23 protein-coding genes and 1 riboswitch are annotated in these 26,576 nt (G+C 39.7%); of the genes, 7 read left to right on the top strand and 16 right to left on the bottom strand.

Annotated elements, in window-relative coordinates:
• Window positions 1-9: 9 nt before the first annotated feature.
• The gene (locus QUE46_RS04310; protein ID WP_286246359.1) at window positions 10-714 is read right to left on the bottom strand and encodes a DUF2982 domain-containing protein; all 705 of its coding nucleotides are present in this window, start codon (window positions 712-714) and stop codon (window positions 10-12) included.
• Between the two features lie 246 nt (window positions 715-960).
• Between QUE46_RS04310 and QUE46_RS04305 the strand changes: the two genes are divergently transcribed.
• From QUE46_RS04305 to msrA, 3 genes are all read left to right on the top strand, one after another.
• Window positions 961-2,013 carry an efflux RND transporter periplasmic adaptor subunit gene (locus QUE46_RS04305; protein ID WP_286246358.1) on the top strand — a complete coding sequence of 351 codons (1,053 nt, stop codon included), beginning with the start codon at window positions 961-963 and terminating at the stop codon, window positions 2,011-2,013.
• 3 nt (window positions 2,014-2,016) lie between these two features.
• Complete coding sequence (locus QUE46_RS04300; protein WP_286246357.1) at window positions 2,017-5,124, top strand: efflux RND transporter permease subunit; 3,108 nt, start codon at window positions 2,017-2,019, stop codon at window positions 5,122-5,124.
• Window positions 5,125-5,211: 87 nt separating this feature from the next.
• A complete protein-coding gene (gene msrA / locus QUE46_RS04295) occupies window positions 5,212-5,748 on the top strand; it encodes a peptide-methionine (S)-S-oxide reductase MsrA (RefSeq protein ID WP_286246356.1) in 537 nt (178 codons plus the stop codon).
• Between the two features lie 82 nt (window positions 5,749-5,830).
• On the opposite strand, the gene QUE46_RS04290 is transcribed toward msrA, so the two are convergent.
• From QUE46_RS04290 to QUE46_RS04280, 3 genes are all read right to left on the bottom strand, one after another.
• On the bottom strand, window positions 5,831-7,660 hold the full coding sequence (locus QUE46_RS04290) for a TonB-dependent receptor domain-containing protein (protein ID WP_286246355.1): 1,830 nt from the start codon (window positions 7,658-7,660) through the stop codon (window positions 5,831-5,833).
• 36 nt (window positions 7,661-7,696) lie between these two features.
• Window positions 7,697-7,864: riboswitch (cobalamin riboswitch) on the bottom strand.
• Window positions 7,865-7,949: 85 nt separating this feature from the next.
• On the bottom strand, window positions 7,950-8,741 hold the full coding sequence (locus QUE46_RS04285; RefSeq protein ID WP_286246354.1) for an ABC transporter substrate-binding protein: 792 nt from the start codon (window positions 8,739-8,741) through the stop codon (window positions 7,950-7,952).
• A 174-nt stretch (window positions 8,742-8,915) separates the two neighbouring features.
• On the bottom strand, window positions 8,916-9,398 hold the full coding sequence (locus QUE46_RS04280; RefSeq protein ID WP_286246353.1) for a YajQ family cyclic di-GMP-binding protein: 483 nt from the start codon (window positions 9,396-9,398) through the stop codon (window positions 8,916-8,918).
• Window positions 9,399-9,548: 150 nt separating this feature from the next.
• Here QUE46_RS04280 and QUE46_RS04275 point away from each other — a divergent pair, with 150 nt between their 5' ends.
• On the top strand, window positions 9,549-9,902 hold the full coding sequence (locus QUE46_RS04275; protein WP_286246352.1) for a VanZ family protein: 354 nt from the start codon (window positions 9,549-9,551) through the stop codon (window positions 9,900-9,902).
• On the top strand, window positions 9,895-10,797 hold the full coding sequence (locus QUE46_RS04270; protein ID WP_286246351.1) for a ketopantoate reductase family protein: 903 nt from the start codon (window positions 9,895-9,897) through the stop codon (window positions 10,795-10,797). Before QUE46_RS04275 ends, QUE46_RS04270 begins: the two co-directional genes overlap by 8 nt.
• 24 nt (window positions 10,798-10,821) lie before the next feature.
• Here QUE46_RS04270 and thiI read toward each other — a convergent pair whose 3' ends face one another.
• Window positions 10,822-12,279: a tRNA uracil 4-sulfurtransferase ThiI gene (gene thiI, locus QUE46_RS04265; protein WP_286246350.1), complete on the bottom strand. Its 1,458-nt coding sequence runs from the start codon at window positions 12,277-12,279 to the stop codon at window positions 10,822-10,824.
• Between the two features lie 97 nt (window positions 12,280-12,376).
• The gene (locus QUE46_RS04260; protein ID WP_055020094.1) at window positions 12,377-13,030 is read right to left on the bottom strand and encodes a TetR/AcrR family transcriptional regulator; all 654 of its coding nucleotides are present in this window, start codon (window positions 13,028-13,030) and stop codon (window positions 12,377-12,379) included.
• A 174-nt stretch (window positions 13,031-13,204) separates the two neighbouring features.
• Between QUE46_RS04260 and coaD the strand changes: the two genes are divergently transcribed.
• Window positions 13,205-13,696 carry a pantetheine-phosphate adenylyltransferase gene (coaD, locus tag QUE46_RS04255; protein ID WP_286246349.1) on the top strand — a complete coding sequence of 164 codons (492 nt, stop codon included), beginning with the start codon at window positions 13,205-13,207 and terminating at the stop codon, window positions 13,694-13,696.
• A gap of 562 nt (window positions 13,697-14,258) precedes the next feature.
• On the opposite strand, the gene QUE46_RS04245 is transcribed toward coaD, so the two are convergent.
• The 9 genes from QUE46_RS04245 to argC all read right to left on the bottom strand — a co-directional run bounded on the left by QUE46_RS04245 (window position 14,259) and on the right by argC (window position 23,238).
• Complete coding sequence (locus QUE46_RS04245; RefSeq protein WP_374761396.1) at window positions 14,259-14,774, bottom strand: hypothetical protein; 516 nt, start codon at window positions 14,772-14,774, stop codon at window positions 14,259-14,261.
• Window positions 14,771-15,214, bottom strand: a complete 444-nt coding sequence (locus tag QUE46_RS04240; protein ID WP_286246346.1) for a hypothetical protein — start codon at window positions 15,212-15,214, stop codon at window positions 14,771-14,773. The genes QUE46_RS04245 and QUE46_RS04240 overlap by 4 nt, the downstream gene beginning before the upstream one ends.
• Window positions 15,215-16,371: 1,157 nt before the next feature.
• The gene (locus tag QUE46_RS04235; protein WP_286246345.1) at window positions 16,372-16,905 is read right to left on the bottom strand and encodes a hypothetical protein; all 534 of its coding nucleotides are present in this window, start codon (window positions 16,903-16,905) and stop codon (window positions 16,372-16,374) included.
• A gap of 16 nt (window positions 16,906-16,921) precedes the next feature.
• A complete protein-coding gene (locus QUE46_RS04230; protein ID WP_286246344.1) occupies window positions 16,922-17,116 on the bottom strand; it encodes a hypothetical protein in 195 nt (64 codons plus the stop codon).
• A 288-nt stretch (window positions 17,117-17,404) separates the two neighbouring features.
• On the bottom strand, window positions 17,405-19,270 hold the full coding sequence (argH, locus tag QUE46_RS04225; protein ID WP_286246343.1) for an argininosuccinate lyase: 1,866 nt from the start codon (window positions 19,268-19,270) through the stop codon (window positions 17,405-17,407).
• Window positions 19,271-19,321: 51 nt separating this feature from the next.
• On the bottom strand, window positions 19,322-20,524 hold the full coding sequence (locus QUE46_RS04220; protein ID WP_286246342.1) for an argininosuccinate synthase: 1,203 nt from the start codon (window positions 20,522-20,524) through the stop codon (window positions 19,322-19,324).
• Complete coding sequence (locus tag QUE46_RS04215) at window positions 20,521-21,453, bottom strand: ornithine carbamoyltransferase (RefSeq protein WP_055020104.1); 933 nt, start codon at window positions 21,451-21,453, stop codon at window positions 20,521-20,523. The genes QUE46_RS04220 and QUE46_RS04215 overlap by 4 nt, the downstream gene beginning before the upstream one ends.
• Window positions 21,454-21,460: 7 nt before the next feature.
• Window positions 21,461-22,228 (bottom strand): acetylglutamate kinase, encoded by a 768-nt coding sequence (gene argB, locus QUE46_RS04210; protein ID WP_286246341.1) that lies wholly within the window; start codon window positions 22,226-22,228, stop codon window positions 21,461-21,463.
• Window positions 22,228-23,238: an N-acetyl-gamma-glutamyl-phosphate reductase gene (gene argC / locus QUE46_RS04205; RefSeq protein ID WP_286246340.1), complete on the bottom strand. Its 1,011-nt coding sequence runs from the start codon at window positions 23,236-23,238 to the stop codon at window positions 22,228-22,230. The genes argB and argC overlap by 1 nt, the downstream gene beginning before the upstream one ends.
• 218 nt (window positions 23,239-23,456) lie before the next feature.
• Between argC and argE the strand changes: the two genes are divergently transcribed.
• The gene (argE, locus tag QUE46_RS04200; protein ID WP_286246339.1) at window positions 23,457-24,608 is read left to right on the top strand and encodes an acetylornithine deacetylase; all 1,152 of its coding nucleotides are present in this window, start codon (window positions 23,457-23,459) and stop codon (window positions 24,606-24,608) included.
• Between the two features lie 77 nt (window positions 24,609-24,685).
• On the opposite strand, the gene panP is transcribed toward argE, so the two are convergent.
• Window positions 24,686-26,314, bottom strand: a complete 1,629-nt coding sequence (gene panP, locus QUE46_RS04195; protein WP_286246338.1) for a pyridoxal-dependent aspartate 1-decarboxylase PanP — start codon at window positions 26,312-26,314, stop codon at window positions 24,686-24,688.
• Window positions 26,315-26,576 lie beyond the last annotated feature (262 nt).

Below are 26,576 nucleotides of genomic sequence, written 5' to 3'. Positions count from 1 at the left end.
CTATCGCATTTAGTGTCCAACTTGCGATGCTATAAACCGTTCAGGTGCGCGTTTCCATTTGTTTAAATCGGCACTAAACGACCAAATGTCTGTCTCTAATACACTTGCGGGTAACAGTAAGTTATATCCCGTTAACAACTCTAGGTGTTTGGCTCTGTTAGCAAACATAGCTATAAGTCCAGTATAGCTAAATCCTTCAGGGGAGATGTAATGTGTATCTTCTATTAACCATTCTGATGGGCAATTGCCATTTTTGCAATGTTTTTGAACAGCTTGCATAAATAAATTACGCTGCTCTATCAGTAATTTCCCGGCAATGCGTGGGTGCATTGCGCTTAAAAATTCGTCCATATCATTGAGTTTTAAACCCACTGCGTTTAATTCAAGGTGTTCAAGGCCGTCAGCCACCTTAGGTATACCGCTGTGGTGTAGGTTACTAACATCTAACTGCCACTGACCATATTTATGCTGATACACAAGTAAGGACTCACTAAGCAGTAAACTGTAATACGGTTCTTGTGTTTTTAAAAAACCAATAAAAATAGCCGCTATGCACATACTTACTAAAAAAATTTCTATTAAGCTAATTTCACCTGGGCGCAGTAAATTAAACAGCATAATAAAAGCTAAACCTATGCTGCCTACAGTAAGCACTTCAATGCCATTGCGCGAGCCTTGCGCTCTATATTTTATTATTGAACTCGGCTTACCCATATTGGTAAAAAACCATATAAAATAAAAACATAACAATACCCCAAAGTATTATTTTTCTCATTGTTAAACAGGTTTTACACTGCGGTGGTTGCTTCATCGTTTTATCATAATTTTAGTGTTAAATGGGAACAAGTAATTAGTCTCATTTATTTTTACGCCTAACGCACAAATTTATGAGACACATAACCGCCTTTTCACGGTCTTATTTCGTACAATACTTACAATTTATTTTCAGGTATGAAAACGATGTATCTAAAACAGTCAGGTAAAGCCCTTTTTCCATTTTTAATTACACTTCTTGTTATTTTAAGTGTGTACTTATATTTGCCATCTAGCCATGGTGAACAATCTAATTCAAATGATACAGCCACACAGGTTATCGCTCATACGGTATCGTCTCAAGAAAACACCGTTATGATTGAAGCCATAGGCAGTGCACGCGCAAACCAAGCCATTTATATAAAAAGCGCACAAAGCGATTATGTTACCCATATTTATTTTAAAGATGGCGACTTAGTCAGTAAAGGCCAACGCCTTGTGCAACTGCAAAATCAACAAGAGCAATACGCTGTAAAAGAGCTAAACATCAACATAAAAGAAGAAAAGCGTCAATTAAGCCGGCTTACTGAGCTTTCACGCACGCAATCTACCGCTAAATCATTATTAGAAGAACAACTTTCTCGCGTAGATGCCACGCAAGCCCAACTAGAAAGCGCTAAAACCAAACTTGATGAAATGCTAATTACTGCGCCGTTTTCTGGCTTGCTAGGCAAACGAGAAATATCGGTTGGTGCTTATGTAAGTAGCGATACAATTATTACAACGCTTGATGATATTAGTATTATAAAAGTTGACTTTAAAGTCCCTGAAAAATATTTATCTCAACTTAGGTTAGGTATGAAAGTTCATACCCAAAACGATGCTTACCCAGAGCGGACATTTACCGGCAAAGTGACCCATATTAGTTCGCGTATCGACTCGATTACTCGCAGTGTTGAAGTAACCGCAAGCTTTGCTAATAAATCGGGGTTATTGCGCCCAGGAATGCTTTTAAATACCGCCCTTGAGCTCAGTAGTAATCAGGCGCTTATGGTGCCAGAAAAAGCCGTGATCCCACTGCAAGATAAACATTTCGTATACCAAGTAAAAGAGGGCATTGCCAATAAGGTAGAAGTGCATGTTGCTGGCAGAAATAACGGCTGGGTAGCGATTGATGAAGGCCTTAGCGATGGTGTGCAAGTGATTACCGAAGGCATTATTAAAATTCGCCCCGGTAGCAAAGTAAGTGTTGAGGGTTAATCGGTGAAAATTACAGATACGAGTGTTAAACGCCCTGTTTTTGCCATAGTAATAAACTTACTACTGCTAACATTTGGCTTGGTAGCGTTTTCAATGCTGCCACTTAGAGAATACCCAGATATTGAAACGCCTATTGTCAGTATTAGTACTGACTACACCGGTGCTTCGGCAGAAATAGTCGAGACAAAAATAACGCAAATATTAGAAAACCGGATATCGGGCATTGAAGGCATTAAAAGTATTAATTCTTCAAGTAGAAATGGACGCTCTAATATTGTTATTGAGTTTGATATTAGCCGTGATATTGACGCAGCCTCAAACGATGTACGAGAGCGAGTTGCTCGCGCACTAGATAACTTACCAGAGCAAGTTCGCCCGCCAGAGGTATCTAAGTCAAACAGCGACGAGAGCCCTATTGCTTGGTTTGTACTAAACAGTGAAACTATGAACTCGTTGCAATTGAGCGATTATGCACAACGCTTTATTGTTGACCGATTAGCCGTTGTAGATGGCGTCTCAAATGTACGTATTGGTGGTGAGCGCCAATACGCCATGAAAATTTGGCTAAATCGCCAAGCCATGGCTGCTCGTGGGATCACTTCAAGCGATATAGAAAACACCCTACGCAGCGAAAACGTAGAGCTACCAGCAGGTGAAATTGAATCCATCGACCGCGACTTTACTGTACGTACAGCACGTAGTTATAAAGACCAACGTGATTTTCAAAACTTGGTTATTAAACGCGGTGAAGACGGCTACCTTGTGCGCTTAGGTGAAGTTGCCGATGTACATTTAGAAGCCGCCGACGATGAAAGCCTATTCCGTGGTAACGGCCGTAACATGATTGGCCTTGGCATAGTAAAGCAAGCTAAAGCTAACACCTTAACAGTGGTAGACAACGCCCGCAGTGAGCTTGAAAAAATAAAACGTAACTTGCCAGAAGGCACCACGATTCAAGACAGCTACGACTCCTCTGTTTTTATAAAAGAGTCAATCAGCGAGGTATACAGCACACTTGCCATTTCTATGGGATTAGTGGTGTTAATCATTTTTATCTTTTTAGGCAATATTCGCGCTACGCTTATCCCTGCCGTTACGGTGCCCGTAGCACTTGTAGGCAGCTTTATGTTTTTACTTGCCATGGGATATTCAATAAACTTATTAACTCTACTTGCACTAGTACTAGCAATCGGTTTGGTAGTTGATGACGCTATTGTAATGCTTGAGAATATTCACCGCCGTATAGAGCTTGGTGAGCCGCCTTTATTAGCCGCCTTTAGAGGTGCCCGCGAAGTGGGATTTGCAATAATAGCCACAACGCTTGTGCTTATTTCGGTGTTTGTGCCTTTAGTATTTATGGATGGGCGCATTGGTGCCTTATTTACAGAGTTTGCAATGGCTGTAAGTGCCGCGGTGTTTTTCTCTAGTATTACAGCCCTTACGCTCTCGCCGGCGCTATGTTCTAAAGTTTTAAAAGCGTCAGAAAAAGAAAGTAAGTTTAGCCAATGGATGGACCGCGTTTTTAGCAAAATTGAAAATAGTTACCGCCAATCGCTTACCTCAAATATGACTAAAAAATGGGGCCTAATGATAAGCCTAGTGCTTGCTGGTTTTGTTAGCTACTCGTTGTTTTTACAAGTGCCCTCTGAGCTTACGCCAAAAGAAGACCGCGGTACCTTTTTTATTATGATGAGCGGCCCTGAAGGCGCAAGTTATGAAAATAACGCGGCTAACATGGCAAAAATAGAAGAGCGCCTCCTCCCTTACTCAGAAGCAGGCGAATTAAGCCGAGTTTTAGTGCGTGTTCCTGGTTGGGGCGGCAGTGGCGGTGTTGCCATTGTTGGCATGGCCGATTGGGATAAACGCAAGCGTTCTACTTGGGAAGTAATGGACGAAATAAGCGCTAAAATGACCGAGGTAACAGACGTACGTGCTTTTGCTATTATGCGCCGTGGTATTGGCGGTGGCGGCTCTTCTCGCCCTATTGAGTTTGTACTGCAAGGTAACGATTACGAACAGCTTGCCGATTGGCGCGACCGAATTATAGAGCGTGCAGAAAAGAACCCTGGCTTGGTAAGAATCGATCACGACTACAAAGAAACCTTTCCACAATTTTTAGTCAGCATAGATAAAAACAAAGCGGCCGATTTAGGTGTATCGGTATCCGATGTCGGCACCACGCTTGAAACCATGTTAGGCCAGCGCCGTGTAACCACTTTTATTGACCGCGGCGAAGAATACGATGTTATTTTAAAAGGTACTAAACAAGACTTTACAAACCCTACTGATATTTCAAATATTTACCTTAAGTCGCGCAGCGGTGAGCTGGTCCCACTAGATAGCCTTATCAGCTTAAAAGAAGAAGCCACAGCATCGCGCTTAAACCGTTATAACCGGATGCGCGCCATCACACTAAGCGCTAATCTTGCAGATGGGTATACACTTGAACAAGCGCTTAACTTTTTAAACAAAGTCGCCGTTGAGGAAAACGACATAGACGGCGCCGTAGACTACAAAGGTGAATCGCAATTATTTTACGAAGGTGCATCGGCCATGACCTATGTATTTGTGCTTGCCCTTACCGTGACCTTTTTAGTATTAGCAGCGCAATTTGAAAGCTTTATGCACCCGTTTGTCATTATGCTAACAGTACCGCTTGGCCTAATGGGTGCTATGTTTGGTCTATGGGCAACAGGCTTAACGCTTAATATTTATAGCCAAATAGGTATTGTAATGCTGATAGGCTTAAGCGCTAAAAATGGTATTTTAATCGTTGAATTTACCAACCAACTGCGCGATAAAGGCGTAGAATTTAGCGAGGCTATTTTGCAAGCTGCCACTCAGCGCCTGCGCCCAATAATAATGACCTCATTAACTACGGTAATGAGCGCAGTGCCTTTAGTATTAGCATCAGGCCCAGGCGCAGAGAGCCGTATGGTGATTGGTGTGGTGGTATTTACAGGCGTTATTGTATCAACATTGCTAACGCTCTATGTTGTGCCTGCTGCGTATTTTGCCCTCGCACGCAACACGCAATCACCAGAGTTTTTACAGCAAAAGCTTAATAAACAAGCCGACTCCCACCCGCTAAAAAACAGCGAAGAAGTTTAACTGAGCTTATATTGCGCCGTAACTTGCTGTTACGGCGTATTCAATTTATGCTCGCTTTTATATCCCATAAACATTTAGGAATAAGTAATGAGCACATCAACACAACTAGCAACATTTGGTGGTGGCTGTTTTTGGTGTATAGACGCCGCATTTAGACGTGTAAATGGTGTAGTAAACGTAAGCTCAGGTTACACCGGCGGCAATACCGATAACCCTACGTATAAATCAGTCTGCTCAGGTACAACAGGCCATGCTGAGGTTGTTCAGCTGGAGTTTGACAACACTGTAGTAAGCTTTGAAACACTGCTTAGGATGTTTTTTACGTTACACGATGCCACGCAATTAAATCGCCAAGGTAACGATATTGGCACGCAATATAGAAGTGTTGTTTATTACCACAACGATGCACAATTAAAGCAAACCAATGAGTTGATAGCCCAGCTACAAAACCATGTTAGCGAGCCAATAGTGACAGAAGTTAGCCCTGCTACCACCTATTACCCAGCGGAGCATTATCATCAAGATTACTACAACGAAAACCCACAGCAGGGTTACTGCAGTATTTTAATTGCGCCTAAATTGCACAAGTTTGAAACTGTATTTAAAGAATTTTTATCTAATTAGCTCATTTTAGTTATTAAAGTAATTCTAAGTACACACTAAAAAGCCCGATATAAATCGGGCTTTTGTGCATTAAAAAACGCGATTAAAACTGATAGCTTGCACCAGCAAAAAAGCGGCGCTCTGGGGTGTTGTAGTAATACACTTCACCGCTTGTAAAATCAGCTCTTGAGTCAACCACATTGTAATCTCTGTCAAATAGGTTCTCTACACGAAGCGACAGCTCAATATTATCGTTTACATGATAGTTACCCGCTAGGTTCCAAAGTGTATACGACCCTAAGCGTGTTACTGCCCCCTCGCGATCACTACGGTATTGCATATCAATGCGAGCATCAAAATCACCAAACTGCTTTGCGATTTCCCAATTAACAGTGCGCTTAGCAACATTGCGTAGCTCATCGCCGGTTTCTTGGTTTTCGGCACTTAAATATGCAAAATTAAAGTGGCTATCAAAACCAAAAAACTGCTGTGAAAGGCTAAACTCAATCCCCTCATAACGTGCTTCACTTACGTTAACTGGAAAAAAGTTAGTATCTAAAGAAATTTTATCCTCAATATCGTTTCTAAAAATAGCAACATCAACACTTGCTACATCAAAATCTACATTTAATCCAATCTCTCGGTTTAATGATTTTTCAGGCTCTAAATCAGGGTTAGATGAAGGTGGAAAACCTGGAAAGGCTGGAAAATATAAATCGTTAAAGGTAGGTGCTTTAAAACCCGTACTTTGACTTATTCTAAAGGTTGCATCTTCAGATAAGTGATAGCCGGCTGCCGCAGTGTAAGTAGTTTCGTCACCAAATTGCTCATCATCATCTTGGCGAACAGTTAAATTAGCTAACACTTTCTCAGAGTTGTAATATGCACCAATAAATACAGCTAACACATCACGCTCTTGTACATCATACTGTGTTGAGCTGTGGCTTACATCATCATTGTACCAGTTAACACCGCCACTAATATTAAGTACCTCTGATAAATTATACTGACCGTTATAATCCAATTGCACACGTTTAGTTATAAAATCATTTTCGCCAAATGCTGAAGTATCGTGTGAATCATCAGTTGCAAAAGCAACATTTATAGCATGAGATTGGTTAGTGTAGTGTTTATTCCAGCCTGCAGATAACTGATAGTTTTTAAAGTCCCCTCTTTCAACCGTGCTCGTTGCAGGGCTAAAGCTACTATCGTAATCTGCGTAACCTTCGCTGTACTGACCGAGTAGTTTAAAGTCGCCGTAGTGCTCATCACTGTAATTTACTTTAAAGCCTACGTTTTTATTTTCATAACCGTCGTCATCAGGTGCCACACCTTGTAATGCGTCAAAACCATCTGTTTTTTCATATCCTGCATTAAACGATGTTGTCACATCCTTTGAGTTAACAGAGCCCGCTACTTGATAGTTTTGATAATTATCTGATCCAAATGTAGCATCAAGCGACAAGTTATTCGCATTACGCGTTATTATATTGATTACACCAGCAAGTGCGTCTGAGCCATAAACTGCTGCACGTGAGCCTTTAATAATTTCGATACGCTCAATGCTGTTTAAAGGTACATTATTAAGTGCTTTTTGGCCTAGCGTTGCCGAGCCCGTACGGACACCATCAATTAAAATTAATGTATCGCCAGACCCCGTACCACGTAATGACACACCCGCTGTTTGCCCAAAACCACCATTAGGATTAATTTGAAAACCAACTTGCTTGCTTAACAGCGTTGGTAGGTCACGTACGTTGCTTGCGTCTATTTCAGCGCGCTCAATAACATTAACGCTGGCTAAAACATCGTTAATTGATTGCTCAAATTTATTAGCAGTAACGGTAATTTTTTCGATTGAATTATCTGTAGCAGACACAGAAAATGACAGCGCAGCAGAAATTGCAACGCCAAGAGTTGTTTTATGTAGCATGATGGTCCCTACCTTTGCCCACCGCAAAGATTTAAGTAAGTAAGATTACTTCAAGGCCGGTCTCCGGACTCAGTAAGCACCTTCAAAAAAGTGTTAATACTTTACCGTTGCGGGGGCAGTGTTGGGATTGCTTTTATCATAAATGCGCACCAACTTCCCGATTATCTTGCTGTCAGTTTTAATACTTTAAACCCTGTATTTAGCAACCAGCAAGCACCTTGAAAATAGGCTGTTATTGTGAGCAGTTTGTTTACAAATGTCAATGGACGTCTATACAGCTAAAACCTAATTACTCTGGTGTATTATCAAAGCTAGATGGTGCTGAGTATTTATTTAGTAACTTTATAATATAGGGCTTTGTAGCTGCTGAGTTTAGAATTGAATCTATTTTAGATGCAGATATTTTGCTTTGCTTAGGGCTTACTAAAAAGTGAGTGTCAAACACGGCGTCTGGTTTTTCGCTTTTATATAACAGGCTCATATCGAATATTTTTTTATTTTTAAAATATTGATAAGCAATATTATTTAAAACACCGATATCTGAGCGCTGCAATAACAGCATTTTTACTACATTAAACTCATCAACTGTGAGGCTAACATTATGCTCTTCGCTTAAGTAATACGCGTCGGTATTAAACCCTGCAAAGTGATAAGAATAACCAAGTACACCAGCTTTAGTTAATGGTTTTAAGTCATCAAAGTAGGTTTGATCTTTGGCGTTTTCTTTAAGTGCATATAATTCATTTTTAGTAATAACATAAAATTTGCTTTGGGTAATATTTTCTCGCGCTGATAAAGGGATCCATTGCTGCGCCATTAAAAATAAAACATCAAATCTGCTTTGCTCTACTGACTTGGTCAACCTTTTTACAGGTAATGAATTGAGTATAAAGTTATATTCACTTTGGGTATTGTTTAATATTTTAATAAATTCAGGGGCTAAGCCCTGCTGTTTTTCAGCATTAATGACTATAGGAAAGTAACCATCTTCTACTAATACATTTATATCTATTGCTTTACTTGTGCTTGAGCTACTAAAAAATACAAAAGTAATAAAAACTAAAAGTTGGTAGCGATTCATTAATACACCTAAAGCAAAAATATTTAATAAGAGTATAAGTATAGTAGCTTAATTATTAAACATAATTTGTTTTATTAAGAGTGCTAACAGCGCTTAAAAATAACTCAACCTGAGCTTAAATTATTAAGCGCAGGTTGAAGAGGTATTATTTATAACTAGCCGTTCTATAAATAATTAATCGCGAAAGTTTTTAAACTGAAAAGGCTGACCCAAATCTGCGTTGCGAACCACTTGCATAGCGGCTTGTAAGTCATCGCGCTTTTTACCGGTTACACGTACTTCTTCACCTTGAATAGCGGCTTGTACTTTTACTTTTGAGTCTTTAATGGCTTTAACTACTTTTTTAGCCACATCTTTCTCAATGCCTTGTTTAAGTGCAACATTACGAAATACATTTTTGCCAGCACGAGTAATGTCTTGCAGCTCCAAGCTTGCTACATCCATACCACGCTTAGAGATTTTAGCGGCTAAAATATCAAACAATTGCATAACTTGTGAGTCAGCTTCTGCTTTTAGTTTAATTGTTTTGTCGTTTAGCTCAATTGATGCGTCAACCCCTCTAAAGTCAAAGCGCGTTTCTAGCTCGCGGTTTGCGTTATCTACTGCATTTTTAGCTTCGTTCATTTCTACTTCTGATACGATATCAAATGAAGGCATTGGGTTCTCCTAACTATTAAATCTAAATATATGCGCCGATTATAACGCTAAAATTATAAATCTTTACATTTTTCTGCCCGTTGTTCAGGTGCGATACTATTTTAGTTTGATATACTGCAGCCTCTTTTTTAAGCGGTTTTAGGATTTATCGTGACAAGGCGTGTTTACCAAGCAGTTTTTTTGATTAGTATTGTGGTGTTTACCCTCTTATTTGCCAAAGAAATAAAAGGCGGTGTTACGAACTTATTTCCACATGTTGATAAAGTTGCCCATTTTGGGATTTTTTTTATACTCGCCATCATTATGGATAAGGCCTTTAAGTTACCGCTATACACGCAAGTACTCTTGCTTGCGGGCTACGGTGCAGCAATAGAAATAATGCAAGATGCGCTTCCCTACAGGCAGGCCTCGTTAGGTGATTTTATTGCTGATTTTGCCGGTGCGGCCATGTACTTTTTACTAAGAAGCATTTTTACTCCTCGAAAAAAGAACCCTTATGGCTAATATTCTTATTATTGGCGACGGCGCTATTGGTTTATTGCTAAGCCATTTTTTATCTAAAGCTCACACTGTTCATGTGTTAACACGCAAAGCCACTGCAAATACACGTTTTTATTGCAAAGCAAAACAGCCTTCGCAAAAAATAAATGCGCGATTTATTACGCTTAAGCAAATTAATGAACAGTCCGCGTTTGATATTGTTATTTTTGCCGTAAAGGCTTTTCAGGTGCAGTCGGCCTTTACTCAAGTAAAACCCTTTTTATCGCCAAGTAGCGTACTTGTTGTATCGCACAACGGAATGGGTAATGTTGAAACGCTCAATGAGCAACTCGATAAACAACAAGCGTTGTACTTTTTAACAACCAGCATGGCTGGCTTTAAAACAAACGACTTTATAGTACAGCACACCGGTGAAGGTAAAAGCGTATTAGGTGCCTGCAACCCATGCGCGCACAGTTATCGCCAAGCAATGTGTGAGCAATTGCAAAACGTGCCGCAGCTAAGCTACTGTACTAATATTGAGCAGTTACGGTTTGAAAAACTATTAGTAAATATTGCCATTAACCCATTAAGCGCACTGTATGATATTAAAAATGGTCAGTTACGTGCCCCTTATTTTAATAGCATTATTTTTAACTTATTGACTGAGGCATGCCAAGTAGCCCATGCTTTAAAGCTTAATATTAAACTGGCCGATGCGCTTAACAACGCCTACAACGTAATGATGCTAACCGCTGAAAACTACTCTTCAATGCATCAAGACGTTGCCCATAACCGACAAACCGAAATAGACGCCATTTGTGGCTATATTAGCCAACAAGGGAAGCGATTAAATATTAATACACCGCTAAACGATGCCCTACTTGCTAAAATTCAGGCAAAAAAAAGCGTGGTATAAACCACGCTTTATCATAAATCTTTATTACGGGCGGTAAACTTTTACACCCGTAAAGCCTGCTTCGTGAAGAATAAGTGCCTGTAACTGGCTCATAACCCCTCTTTCACAATACAGGTAATAGTCTTTATCTTTTGGTAAGTCACCAAACTTAGTCGCTAAGCGGAAAAACGGTAAGTGCACTACATCTATGCCGTCAATCTCAAGCGGCGCTGCATCTTCTTCCTCTGGTGAGCGAATATCTACAACCACTGCACCCGCTGGTAAATCAACAACCGACTCAGCTTCTTTAAGTTCTTGCTTTGCTTCTACGTCTATATCTCGCACATCCATAATACGCGCGTTTTCAACAACGGTATTGAGCACATCAAAGTCAAATTTTTCTTCTTCGGCTTTAATAACGTCAATTTTAGCTTTTACCGTTGGCTTTTTAGATATTACGCCGCAGTATTCAGGCATGGTTTCGGCCATTTCTGCGGTGCCGATTTTACGGGCAATATTAATAATTTCTTGCTTATCGTGCTGAATAAGCGGGCGCAAAATAAGGGTTTCTGTTACGCGGTCAATCACACTTAAATTAGCTAAGGTTTGGCTTGAAACTTGGCCAATACTCTCACCGGTTACAAGTGCTTGAATATTTAATTTTTCAGCAACTTGGCTACCAGCTCGCATCATCATACGTTTTAGTACAACACCCATTTGGCTGTTTTCTACGTTTTCTAAAATCTCAGCAACAACGGGTTCAAAATCAACCGTGATAAATTTAACTTTATGGGTAGAGCTAAATTTTTTCCATAAATAGTAGCTAGCTTGTTTAACACCAATCTCGTGTGCTGCACCCCCTAAGTTAAAGAATAAAAAGTGCGTGCGAGCACCTTTACGGATCATCTGATAACTTGCTACACCCGAGTCAAAACCACCCGACATTAGCGAAAGCACGTCTTCTTGTGTAGGCAGAGGAAAGCCCGCCATTCCAAGGTGAGTTTTCGTGACTATGTACGCTTTATCGTCTTTTACTTCTAAGCGAATAGTGACTTCTGGGCGACTTAATTTAACGCGCGCGCCTTCAACATGCTGGTTTAAACCACCGCCAACGTAGCGCTCTAAATCGGTAGAAGTAAAGTCATGTTGACCAATACGCTTAGCGCGCACACAAAACGTTTTACCAACAATGGTGTGCCCTACTAGGTCTATGGCTTTTTTATAGATATCGTCAAGCGTAGTGAAGTCAGTTTCGGTCACTTCAATAAATTGCACAATGCCAGGAATGCGCTGCAGGCTATCAATAAAGTTTAGGCGTGTTTGTACATCATCAAGCTTAGTTACAACAGAAATATTATCCCAGTTGTTTCTTACTTGTACTTTTTCGTCAACACGGCGCAACATAATTTTAATGTTATTTTCTAACACTTTAGTAAAGCGTTTACGTACCGAACGGCTTTTAATGGCAATTTCAGGATGTAGTTTGACGATAAATTTAAGCATAGTTCACTCTTAGACTGCGGGAATTCGCGCTCCCAGGCATTGGGCGCGCGATTATAGCAAAAATTTTTGCGTCTAGGAACTAACCAACTAACAGCAGTTAGGCAAGCGCTGGGGCTTGCTCTGCAAGTTGGGTGTATTTTTCGCGTAACTGATTCATTTTAAGCATGCTTTTTTCGGTGCTGTAAGCCCTAAATAACGCTAATACTTTTAAAATACCATGATAAATATCTTGCTCGGCTAAATTACCACTGAGCCTACGCGCTTTAATATATGGAGTCCAAAAACTAACGGTTAGTTTAAGCGTATGGGCAAGTTCAAGCGCATCTTGCTCTTCTATGGCAATCATTTCGTTGTCACGCAGGCCTAAAATAACTTGGCGAACCTGCTCTAATAACGTTGCCTGAAAATCTATATAGGCCTTTTTTAAACTTTCGTCTCTTGAGAGAATATCGCCTAAGTTGTCGTAAAAAAAGTGATAGCGCCACATTAGCTCAAATAAAGAATCTAAATAAGCAGTTAAATGATCAAACGCATCATCGTTTACTTCAATAGGTTTAAAGTGAGTATGTAAGTGTTCACTATAAAGCGCAAAAATATGCCGAATAATGTCTTCTTTATTTTTAAAATGATAGTAAAGGTTACCCGGGCTCATCCCTAAATGTGATGCAATGTGATTGGTTGATATTGCACGTTCACCATGTTCATTAAATAACGAAATACTGGTGTGTATTATTTTATCCTTGGTATTCATATGCGACGACTCAAATTAACTTATAAACTACATTACACAAAATCTCGGCCTTGCAGTATAAACAAATCAGGTTGGTTTAAATACCATCATAATTTACTATTTTAAAAACACGCTTAGCTGATTTGTGCCACAAACACTGATAGACTACTTAAAAAATAATAGTTAGTGAAATCTATGAACGTTACGGCAATCTACCCTGGTACATTCGACCCCTTAACTAATGGTCATACTGACCTCATTCAGCGTGCAGCTAAAATGTTTAGCACGGTTATTGTTGCTATTGCACATAACCCCACTAAAAAGCCGTGTTTTAGCCTAGAAGAGCGAGTTAGCTTAGCCAACAGCATTTTAGGGCATTTGAGTAATGTAAAAGTGATTGGTTTTTCAGGTTTACTTGCCGATTTAGCTTTTGAGCATAAAGCCGATGTACTTATTCGCGGTATTAGAGCAGTGTCTGACTTTGATTACGAATTTCAGCTTGCGAACATGAACCGCCGCCTTAATCCAGATTTAGAAAGTGTGTTTTTAACACCTTCAGAGCGCAATTCGTTTATATCATCAACCTTGGTAAAAGAAGTTGCCCGCCATAATGGCGATGTAAGCGAATTTGTTCACCCAATAATTGTTGATGCCTTAAAAGAAAAATTAGGTTGTGACGCCTGCTAGCTAAACGTAATAAGCGCACTTTAGGTGCGCTGATTTACCAAACTACTTTCTAACCATAGCTTGTGATTCACCGCGGTTAAACAAAGCGCGTTTAAGCTTTATCAAGCCTAAAATATCTTTATTTATAATTAACACAAGTGCCATTGTGAAATCGCTAAAATACATACCAAAAGTATATACGGTCCAAAACCACCAATAGTAAAGTGTACCCTGTATAACAATGTCGTAATGCATACCTAAAAATAAGCAGGCATTACAGCTTAGTCCTATAATTAAATAATAAAAGGACGTAGGTATGGTTTGCTTGGTGAAATTACGCCACAAAAGTAAAACGAGGAGAGTTACAGCATCATAATAAAAATAATTTAAGTGTGGCGTTGCAACAAGTGGGTCCATGAGCAAACTAGCTGTGTAGGATGCCATCATAATAAATGAAAGCTGTGCCCTGCTTTTATCTGCCTTATTAATACTTGCCGATAAATTGTACAAAAAGGCAATAAGAAAAAACCACGTAAACAAAACAGCTACGTTGTACCCTAAATCAACAAGCTCCCAAAGGATATCAGCCACCTTGCTTCGCCCTCATAATAAAGCCTGTTAATTTATCCATAACATACACAAACCTTAAAAAATCCTTTTTTACGAAAAAAATACTAATCATAATGATATCCATCATATTAATAACAACCGTATAAAAAGACCAAAACCACCACGGTTCGTAATTACCACGTACAAACACATCTATATGCATAGCTAAAAATAATAACGAATTAATGCTCAAGCCAAATAATAAGTAAGCAGATATGCGCTTTTCAGGTAGGTAATATCGTAGGCATAAAATAAAAAATAACGTGACTACGTCATAGCAAAATAACTCTATGTAGGTAATATCATAAATATCTATAAAGAAACTAAAGCAATAAGATATGGCCATAACTAAAGATAGCCATACAGCCTTTTTCGATGGATTGTTAATGCTAGTTGTTAGTGAATATAAAAAGGCCATTAAAAAGCCCCACTGTACTAACACACCGATATAAACTGAGACTTCTGGAGGGATTAGAACATTATTCACTATTGCGGTTTCTTAGCACATAGCGAGCAAATAAGGTTTTTGAAAAAAATAATTTTTAAGAAATCTCTATTGATAAACAACACTAAAATCATGCTTAGATCTAATACTAATACTACCGTCACATAAAAATCATAAAACCACCAATGAGTGTAGTTCTGTAAAATATGACGATCTAAATACATACCCAGAGCTAAACACATATTTATACTAAGCCCAAATATAAGGTAGTCATAAGCAATTGTTTTTTCTTTAATATATAGGTTCTGCACAAGTAGCAAAATAACAAGGGTTATAGCATCTAATGAAGCAATATCAAAATAAGTAACTGTTTGAAAGTTGAAGAACATTCCTGGAAAATATGAAACAGCCATTATAAGCGAAAGAACAACTAATGCCTTAAAGCGTGAGTTAATAGACGAAACTAACGAGTATAAAAATGCCATGAGAAAACCCCATTGCATGATAATACTTAAAGTATGTGCAAAGCTTATATCTGAGATAAAAGAAATAAACCCCATCTTACAAGCAAGCTCGGTGAATAAAGCTCTCGAAATTCATTAAAACAACCATTTACTGCACAACCTGACTTAACATTAAACTTTTTAACAATTCTAATTAATTACAAAACTCTATTGAAGATCCGACTTTTTAAATTAACAAGACCTAAAAAATCTCGATTTATAAAGCACGCTATGATCATGCAAATATTTGCACACCCTACCACAACCGTAAATACTGACCAAAACCACCAATATTCATAATATTTTGATAAGGTCATATCTAAGTGCATTAAGAAACTAAAAATAATATTAATGCATAATCCAGTCGTTACATAGCAATACGCTACAGGGCATGATTTAAACTTGAAGCGCTTTAAAAAGAGAAGTGCAAGTAATGTACATCCATCTAATAAAATAAAATCTAAATAAGTAGTTTGCCCATAATCAGTGAACAAGCTTCCCGAATAGCAAATGCACATAACAAGTGAGATATACACAAGCTCTTTATCTGGCTTGTTAATCGAGTTTGCTAATGCATGCAAAAATGCAAACAAAAAACCCCATTGTACAATTGCTCCAAGATAAATTGCGTAATTATAACTTACTGTCATTTTCCCCCCTATTTAAAATAACGGGTTGAGAGGGATTTACCATTCGGTGGTTAATCACTAATGAAAGCATCATTAAAACATCAATTACGTTTACTCCGATGGAGTAAACACTCCAATACCACCATGGTTCATAGGTATACAAAATGTATATGTCATAATATAGAATCATCGTAAGTACAGCGTTACTTGTTAACGCCAGAACGAGAAACAGAAAAACTTTAGTACGGTTAAAAGCATTAAAAAATTGTAATGTGAACAGCGCCAAAATCGTAATAAAATCGTATAAAGCCCAATTAAGATATAGGTTATCTAACAGTTTTAGATAGCTACTGAAAATATATGAGCAAAGCATTAACGTAGACAAATAAACAGGAGATTTATTTTCTTTGTTTATGCTAGAAACTAAACAATAGAGGAAGGCCATTAAAAAGCCCCATTGGGAGAAAGCCGCTACATAATCCATTAGGGCTTCAGATAAGTACATTTAAGCTAAGTTACTTTGTGGGTATCATTTAACTTGGAGTAGCTGAGGATTTTGTTCTTTACCTTATTAAGACCGAGAATATCTCTATCAACAATAAGTGCAACGATCATTATTACGTCTATAATATTAACTGAAACTGCGTAAATGTCCCATAATAACCACTCTTCTTTGTTTTGATGTACATATAAATCAAAATACATCAAAAGAAAAAAAGTTAAATTTATTGATAGCCCTACGATCAAGTATATGAATGAAAAGGAAGCTTTTTTCTTACAAGCTAGGCTCACATAAAGAATTAATATAGTTAGAACATCGTATATTGCCCAATCTAAATATACAGTAGTTTTTATCGACAGCCATGTAAAGAAGTAATCAGATAGAGTATAAGAAACCATCATTACAAACGAACTGAGCAATAGGTTTGTATCTCTTTTCAGGTTTAGGGAGTAAACAAAGACATTGAAAAAAAATGCCATTAAAAACCCCCACATTGTAAATGCTGAAAGCGAAAAAAAGCCAAAAAACTCAGTTAAAAACATTTATAACCTTAATTAATCACTTAGGTCTTATAGGTATCATACCACCACCGCGCTGTAATTCTGCACCAGCTGCAGCTATACCCTCTTGAGAGAAACTTACTGTATCAGATTGTAGGGTTTTAGGGCTAGCAGTTTGTTCCGTTGCAGGCTGTAATTGTTGTGTTTTATTGTATGCTTGCATTTGTAATTGGCTATTAGCTGAAACTTGCATGTGATTGTTCCTTTTAAAAGTTTTAATATTATTTGGCGCAACTTTTAATCACACCATCATGTAGGTAATTGCATTACCTGTTTTAAGCAGTGATAGCTATTTTGCTATCTGACTTATACAAAGCAAACAGTGTGCCAATATTTTTTGACACATTAAAAATATATGCTAGCAACTACTATTTATTAAAACAAAACCTAATATTAACTAACGCCAAACTCATCTGACCAGTGCATTATACACATAAAAAAACGTACAGGGGTAACCGTACGTTTTTTATATCCAGGGAATTTAAGCCACGTATTTACACGGGATCTCCGCACGTGTACTTGGCTTTAAAATATATTCCATTGCTACTTCGTCGCAGTTTTCTTTACGAAGACAAAGCTCGCAATCTTTCATTACTTTTTCTGGCAACGATTCTTTGCTACAAAAAGTAAAACGTTGCTGTTCAAAAAAATCTGGCACGCGGGTTAATACAATAACGCGATTAAGTGCCAATTTTTTGGCTTTTGCTAATAAGTGCTCTACAAGCTGCCTACCTTGCCCCGTTACTGCACTTTGTGGATCTATGCCTAAAGAGCGTATTTCAGCAAGCCCCGTATCGTAAATGTACAGCGATGCACAGCCCGACACTTTGCCGTCTATTTCTGTTACTGCAAATTCGTTAATTGAATGCACCATGTCACTTTTTGCACGCGGCAAGTTTTCACCTACTGTTGCCCAGTGCTGTATAAGCCGAGCAATATCTTCAACATCATCTAAATTTGCATCACGAACCGTTATTTGCTGTTTTTTTTTGGCTTCTTTTACTGCTTTAGTCACTTGCTCAATAGAGGTACCGCCAAGCGCTTGACGCGCTTTAATACAGGCATCTATTTCAAGTACTGGATATACGTCATCTTCAAATACGTCATTAACTGACTTGTACTGCTCAAGCGAAAGCTCTTCAAGGGTTTTACCTTCGCTTATAGCAAGCTGCACAAGTACACCCACAATGTGGTGACCTTCCCTAAATGGTACACCTTTAGCTACTAAGTAGTCTGCAAGCTCAGTTGCATTAGCATGGCCACCTTTTGCCGCTGCAAGCGTTTTATCGCCGTTTACTTTTACGCCTTTAATACACGCTTGCGCCATGTGAATACAAGCAAGCCATGTTGGCATAGCGTCAAAAAGGCCTTCTTTGTCTTCTTGCATATCTTTATTGTACGCAAGAGGAAGTGCTTTTAAGGTCATCATCATGGCACTAAATGCGCCAAATACACGGCCAGTTTTACCACGAATAAGCTCTAGCGCATCAGGGTTCTTTTTCTGCGGCATTAACGATGAGCCAGAGGTAACATTATCAGCAAGTTCTATAAATCCGGCTTCACCAGAGTTATAAAATATTAAATCTTCAGCCATACGTGATAAGTGAATCATCGAAATAGAGGCACAGCTTAAAAGCTCTACTACAAAATCACGGTCAGATACGCCATCAAGGCTGTTTTTAGTTGCGCCAGTAAAGCCTAGGCCTTGCGCCAACGATTGGCGATCAATTGGGTATGCAGTACCAGCGAGTGCACCACTGCCTAGAGGGCAAAAATTAAAACGCGCTTTGGCATCTTGTAGGCGGCTCTCATCACGTTCAAGCATTTCTACGTAGGCCATACACCAATGACTAAATAACACCGGTTGAGCACGTTGCAAGTGAGTGTAACCCGGCAAAATAGTGCCCAGTTCGCGCTCAGCTAACGCCACAAACTCAGCTTTTAGTGCAGCAATAGCACCCAGTAGATGATCGGCAGTATCGCGGCACCATAATCTAAAGTCGGTGGCTACTTGGTCATTACGGCTTCGGCCTGTGTGTAGCTTTTTAGCTAAATCGCCTACTTTTTCGATTAGTGCAGCTTCTACGTGCGAGTGAATGTCTTCTGCACCTGAGGTTGCCACAGCCTGTGGATCTGCTTTTACTTCTTCAAGCAGTTCATTAAGTGCTGCAACTAACTTTGTGTGCTCATCGCTTGTAAGTACATTTACTTGCTCAAGCGCACCTGCCCATGCCACAGAGCCAATAATGTCTTGCTCTGCTAACTGATAATCGAACGGAAGTGAGTCGTTAAATTGTTTAAACGCCTCATCTGGACCCGTAGAAAAACGTCCGCCCCATAATGCCATGAAATCTCTCCAAACCCTGTAATGCCCCTTTTGCAAGGGGCTATAAATAATTTACTTTTTAGCCATTGCTGAAATTCTGCTCGAAAGCGAGAATAAACGAATAAAGCCTTCAGCATGTGACTGGTCATATACGTCGTCTTCACCAAAGGTAGCAAAGTCTTCGCTGTATAAGCTATTAGGTGATTTTTTCTGAACGGCTGTTACTTGACCTTTGTAAAGCTTAAGTACAACTTCACCCGTTGCTAGTGTAGAAAGCGCTTCTGCACCGGCTAAAATAGAATCTTTAAGAGGTGTAAACCAACGACCATCATAAACTAAGTGCGAAAACTCACCGCCCAGTACTTCTTTCCATTTACGGCTTGACTTATCAAGTACTAGCTCATCAATAGCTTGCAGTGCCGCCATAATCACGGTACCGCCTGGTGTTTCGTAACAGCCGCGCGATTTCATGCCGACTAAACGGTTTTCTACAATATCTACACGGCCAACACCATGTGGCGCAGCAATGTCGTTTAATTTAACTAAACAGTCGTAAGGTTTAAGCTCTTCACCATTTACCGCAACCACTTCGCCTTCAACAACTTTTAGAGTTACTAGCTCTGATTTATCAGGTGCCTGCTCTGGTGAGTTAGTCCACGTCCACACTTGGTCGCTAGGCTCACACCATGGATCTTCAAGCTCGCCACCTTCGTGCGAAATATGCCATGCGTTAGCATCACGGCTGTAAATTTTTGTTGCAGAAGCAGAACACGGAATATCACGCTCAGCTAAGTAATCTAATAATGATTCACGGCTTGATAAGTCCCACTCACGCCACGGTGCAATTACTTTTAAATCAGGTGCAAGCGCTGCAAAGCACGACTCAAAACGAACTTGGTCGTTACCTTTACCAGTACAACCATGCGAAAGTGCATCAGCACCTACTTTACGTGCAATTTCAACTTGCGCTTTAGCAATAATAGGACGCGCCATTGACGTGCCTAATAAATACGTACCTTCGTAAATAGAACCCGTTTTAAGCGTTGGGTAAATGTAGTCACTTACCATTTCATCTTTTAAGTCAACTACGTAACACTCTGATGCGCCTGATGCGATGGCTTTTTCTTCAACGCCTTCAAGCTCTTCAGCGCCTTGGCCTACATCGGCAACAAAGGCAATAACCTCACAACCGTAGTTTTCTTTTAACCATGGCACGATAGCTGAAGTATCAAGACCACCTGAATAGGCTAAAACGACTTTTTTAATTGAACTCATAGGTGTTCCTTAACAAAATTTGGATTTAGTAATGTAACTAGCAGAGCATTTTGCGCATGCATGCGATTTTCTGCTTGTTGAATAATTTTTGATGCTGGGCCATCCATTACCTCTGAGGTAATTTCAAACTCACGGTGTGCCGGTTGGCAATGTAATACCGTAGTCGCACCTGTTTGTTCTAGCAATGCTTGGTTTAGCTGATATGGCATATATTTTTCTTTAACTTGCTCAAGCGGCGTATCATCGCCCATAGACACCCACGTATCTGCATATACAACGTTTGCGCCTACGGCCGCTTCTACGCGATCACTTACCATAACTGATGCACCGTTCATTGCCGCTATTTGCTCGGCCTTTTTAAGAATTTGCGAATCAGGCGAGCTGCCTTTTGGCGTAACAGCTACAAAATCAGTACCTAGTGTTGCCGCTAATAGCATTAATGAATGGGTAACGTTATTACCTTCACCTAAATAAGCGACTTTAAGCTCGCTTACATCGCCATGTACTTCTTGAAGCGTTAAAAAGTCTGCCAACGCTTGGCATGGGTGATATAAATCACACAAGCTATTAACTACAGGTACACTCGAGTACTCACCTAAGGTGGTTAGCGTACTGTGCTGGTTTACACGCGCTACAATACCATCAGCCCATGTAGAAATATTAAGCGCGAAGTCTTTTACCGATTCACGTGCGCCCATAGCGCCATTTTGCTGGTCTAAATATACAGCGTGACCACCTAAACGATTAATACCAATATCAAACGATAAACGCGTACGTAAGCTTTGCTTTTCAAATAAGGTAACAACAGACTTGCCTGCTAGTACTTGGCTGTATTTCTCTGGATTTGCTTTTAAATCACGCGCAAGCTTTAATAAATTAAGTGCGCCTTGTTGGTCTAATTCTAGACCCGTTAAAAAATTCTCTAACATGGTAACCCTATGGTGTAATCTTTGTTCCGACATGCTCGCCTTGTAGCAAAGCAGTTAAGTTTTCTGGCTTTTGCCAACTGGAAATATACACACCTCGTCGTAAATGTTGGGCAGCGTGTAGGCTGGTCTTAACTTTGACCTCCATCCCGCCCAAAATTACTCCTTCATCAATTAAAGTATCAATGTGTTTTGTGTCAAGTTGATGTAGCGGTAGTTTATTTGCATCAAGTACCGCTTCAACATCTGTCATAAATACAAGTTCTGCGTTTAAGTTGCTCGCAATCGCTGCCGCAGCCTCATCGGCATTCACGTTGTACCAATTGCCTTGCTCATCAAAGCCGATTGAACTCACAATAGGTAAGCGACCAAGCTTAAGTAAATCATTAACTATTGAATCATCATGACTTGTGCATTTACCTACCTGACCAAGTGCTTTTAGTTTTTGCGAAGCACTAACACCGGCTTCATAAAGGCTTAAACCAACAGGTTTATGCCCTGCATTAATAGCTTGGCTTACCAGCTGCTTATTTGCACAGCCAGCCAACGCCCCCACTATGTAAGGCATTTGCTCACTTGGGCTAATACGCAACCCTTGATGTTTTGCACTAGCAAATCCAGCTTGTTGTAGCCATGTATCCACTAACGAGCCACCACCATGCACTATTACAAACTGATTATTTTGATCTGTGCTTAATACATCAAACAACGCTTTTGCTGCGTTATCAGTATTAAGTACAGCACCACCTAATTTAATTACCCACGTTTTAGTGCTCATTAAAAGGCTCCTTTTAAGCCAGTGGTGTGTTCTAAATTCATCGATAAATTAATACACTGCAACGCCTGTCCAGCCGCACCTTTTAATAAATTATCTATGGCTGCCATAACAATTAACTGCGAGCCTTGTTGCTGCCAACCAATATCAACGTACGGCTGTTTAGCTACACCTTTAATAGAGGGTATTTTATCGCCTAACAAACGAATCAATGGCTCGTTTTCAATTACTTTATAAGCATCAGTAACGTTTTCCTTGGTAACGTTTGGCTTAAGCTGTACATAGATAGTTTCTAAAATCCCACGCGGAAAATTACCTAAGTGCGGTGTAAATAACACCTTATGACCCAAGTGCTGTTCAATTTCTGGACCATGGCGATGGTTAAATAAACCATACGGGGCAAGCGATACTTCACAAAAGTGAGTACCTACGCTGGCTTTGCGCCCAGCACCAGTTACACCAGAAACCGCATTAATAATTACTTTTTCATCACTTAACAATCCGGCCTGCTGCAGCGGCTTTAACGCATTAAGTGCGGCTGTTGGATAACAACCTGCCACAGCAACGAGTTGTGCACTTGCTATAGCATCACTATTCCACTCAGCTAGCCCGTAAGCCGCTTCACTTAATAGCGCAGGGTGTTGGTGCTCAAAGCCATAGTAAGTGACGTAATCGTCGTTGCTAGCAAGGCGGTAGCCGCCAGATAAATCAAATACTTTTTTACCCATGGCTAAAAATTGCGGGGCTAAATCAACACTTACTTTATGATCAGTACATAAACAGATGTAATCAGCGCTAGCGCTAATATCATCAAATGCAGCATCACTTAAAGGTAATAATGGCAGGTCAAGTAATCCGCTATGCTCTGGGTATAAATCGCTAAGCAATTTATGTTTATCTAAACTCCCCTCAGATACATAACAGCCTGATAAAGTTAAATTAGGGTGCTTAGCAACTAAACTTGCTAATTCTGCGCCGCTATAACCGCTTGCGCCAATAATCACTACATTCATTTGTTACTCGATTATAAATTTACTACTAAATAGGGGTGGTGTTCGCTTACACTAGCTTAGATGCTAGCTAATACTTTTCTTAATGAATTGTTGATTATCGTCGCATTATCTTCATGGCTATACTTAATATATTTATGCTTAAAAAGTGAATTGATATTCATCATAAATACTTTTATATTGTTATGCAATTAAATTGAATAATTATTTTGGATTTTTTTATGTCTTTGCCGTCATTTATCTCAATGTACCAACAACTCATTGCAGCCCCTTCTATTAGTGCAATAGAGGATGAGCTTTGTATGAGTAATAAAGGGGTAATAGAGTTGCTTGCACAGTGGTGTGAAAGCCTTGGTTTTACTTGCGAAATTATAGAGTTAGAAGGCGGTAAAGGCCGATACAATTTATTAGCTAAACGCGGCCAAGGTGATGGCGGTTTAATGCTTGCAGGGCACACCGATACTGTACCGTTTGATGATAGCCGCTGGAACCACAACCCGTTTAAGCTAACAGAGCACAATAATAAATTGTATGGATTAGGCAGCATTGATATGAAAGGCTTTTTTGCTTTTGTGCTGCAAGCAATTAGTGAACTTGATGAAAAGCAACAATCACAGCCTATTTTAATACTTGCCACTGCCGATGAAGAAACCACCATGGCGGGTGCGCAGCAAATTTGTAAGCACCCTAATTTAAAACCTGCTCGCTGTATAATTGGCGAACCTACTGATATGACTCCTGTATTTACTCACAAGGGGCATATGAGTACCGCTATAAGAGTGGTTGGCCGTTCTGGTCATAGCTCCGATCCCGAACGTGGTCTTAACGCCATCGAAGTAATGCATAAAGTGATTACAAAATTGCTGATCTTAAAAGAGCAGTTAAAGAATAAATATTCAGTTGAACATTTTGAAATACCTTACCCTACTTTAAACTTAGGCAATATTCATGGTGGTGATAACGCAAACCGCATTTGTGGGTGTTGTGAAATGCACATAGATATGCGCCCACTCCCTGGGTTAAGCATTAAAGACCTACAAGCTTTACTTATTGATGCCACCAGCGATATAAACGCGCAATACCCAAACGCAGTGAGCGTGATTGATTTACACGACCCCATTCCTGCTTTTAGTGGTAGCACCGACAGCGCACTCGTTAAAATGGCAGAAAAAATTGCAGGAGAGAAAGCTGTTGCAGTTAACTATTGCACAGAGGCCCCGTTTATCCAGCAACTTGGCTGTGAAACAATAGTCATGGGGCCTGGCTCAATTAATCAAGCTCACCAACCCGATGAATTTTTAGCAATGGAGAAAATAAACCCATCGCAAAAAATTATAACTGACATTATTAAAGCAAATTGCTTTAACGCTTAAAAAAAGACTGTATTAAAAATAACAGCATAAATAACAAAGGCGCCCAATGGCGCCTTTACTTTAGTAATACCGAAGCGTTACTGCATATACTTACTTAAGTACTTTTTAAATACAGGGTCTGTTTTTGCAAGCTCTTTTTGCTCAGCTAAAATCTCTTTTAATATAACACCCGATGTTAGCGGGTTAGCCAATACAACTCTAAATACCACTGTCGGTTGATTGTCATACTTTGAAGGTGTTAAACGAGTACGCGATACAAACGAGCGGCCTGATTCACGTTGGCGTTTTTGCATACTGGCAGTAAAGCGATTGAGCGACGCGAAAATTTCTAATCGTGTTGCGGCATCGGCTTGGGCTATGGCTTGTTTAATTTGTTTAGGCACATAGCGGTATGTAAGCAAGCACAGCTCAGGCTCTGAAATCAGCTCAAAGTCTTCATCGGCTTTAATTAAATCAGCAAAGTAATGTGCTTTTTTGATACTACGATCAATAAGCATTTCGTAACCTTTGCGACCAATAACACGTAAGCAAGCATGTACTAACATAGCCATACCTGGGCGGCTGCCTTCGAGTGTATGGCTTCCTAAATCTTTTGAGCCTTTACGTAATATGTACTCTGCATGGTGCTCTATTGCATCCGTAGCAGTTGGGTCTTTAAATAACACCAAGCCTGCGCCCATTGGCACATACATTTGTTTGTGTGCATCAATAGTAATTGAATCTGCGCGCTCAATTCCTTTTAATAATGGGCGATGCGTTTGTGATAAAAGCGTTGCCCCACCCCACGCGGCATCTACATGAAAGTGGCAGTTTATTTCTTGCGCTAAATCGGCCATATCATCAAGAGGGTCGATATTGCCAGTTTCGGTAGTTCCTGCAACCCCAACAATCGCCATCACTTTTATGCCTTGCGATTCAAGCTCTAAAGCTTTTTCGCGCATGGCATTCACATCAACCTTGTTATTTTCGCAGGTTTTTACCCCAATTAAATTTTCACGGCCGATGCCTAGTAAATCAATTGATTTACCTAAAGAATAATGCCCTCGCTCCGACACTAAAACTGCCAGCCCTTTGTAGCCATAATGCAGCATACCGGCAACGAGCCCTTGAGCGGCAATGCCTTTAAAGCTACCGTCGGATTTTAATAAGCGGTTACGCGCAATCCACAGTGCTGTTATGTTTGCAACTGTACCACCAGAACAAAAAGCACCGAGTGATGTTTTAGCGCTGTGCATCCATTTAGAATAAAACGACTCATCTTGCGAGTAAGCTAAATGATGCATCATGCCAAGTACTTGGCGCTCTAAGGGCGTAAATGCTTTTGAGGTTTCTATTTTTACTAAGTTTTGATTAAGCCCGACCATCAATTTTGAAAGCGGTAGTAAAAAATGCGGAAGCGCCGATGTCATATGGCCAATAAAGCTAGGCGCAGCCGTGTGCACCGAATGAGCAACTAGCTGCTCCATAATATCTTGGGCGTAAGCAGATACAAACGTTGGGTTTTCTGGGATCACCGCAGCCTGAAAATCTTTTTCAATTTCGTGTAATGGTTTTTCAATTGCCGCTATATTTTCGTTTAAAAACCCTGCTAAATTACTCGAAATTTCAAGCTCAATTTTGCTTAAAGTTGAGTCTGGCGCTTCAGGTACAGTAAATATACGCTTAAGGCTTTCTTTAGAGGCGACGGCACAACGCTTTTGATCCATCTTTATACCTAGTGTGTGTGTAGCTAAAACACGCGTTTAACAGTTAAAAATGCCAAACTATGGCGCTATTATAAGCAGCGTGCTTCTTTTAAAAATTGCGCTAACTTTACTGCAATATAAGTAAAATGTCTCCCTTTAAGCCATAAAAGCGGCAAAACGGATGACAAATATTGTAAAAAAATTTCAATAAAAGGATTTTATTAAAAAGTCACATTTTAGTTTTGGGCAAATTACATTTATGCGTATACTTAACATGTGTAAC

It is taken from the genome of Pseudoalteromonas sp. MM1 (genome assembly GCF_030296835.1).
Taxonomy (GTDB): domain Bacteria; phylum Pseudomonadota; class Gammaproteobacteria; order Enterobacterales; family Alteromonadaceae; genus Pseudoalteromonas.
This window is presented reverse-complemented; position numbering and strand designations above follow the sequence as displayed.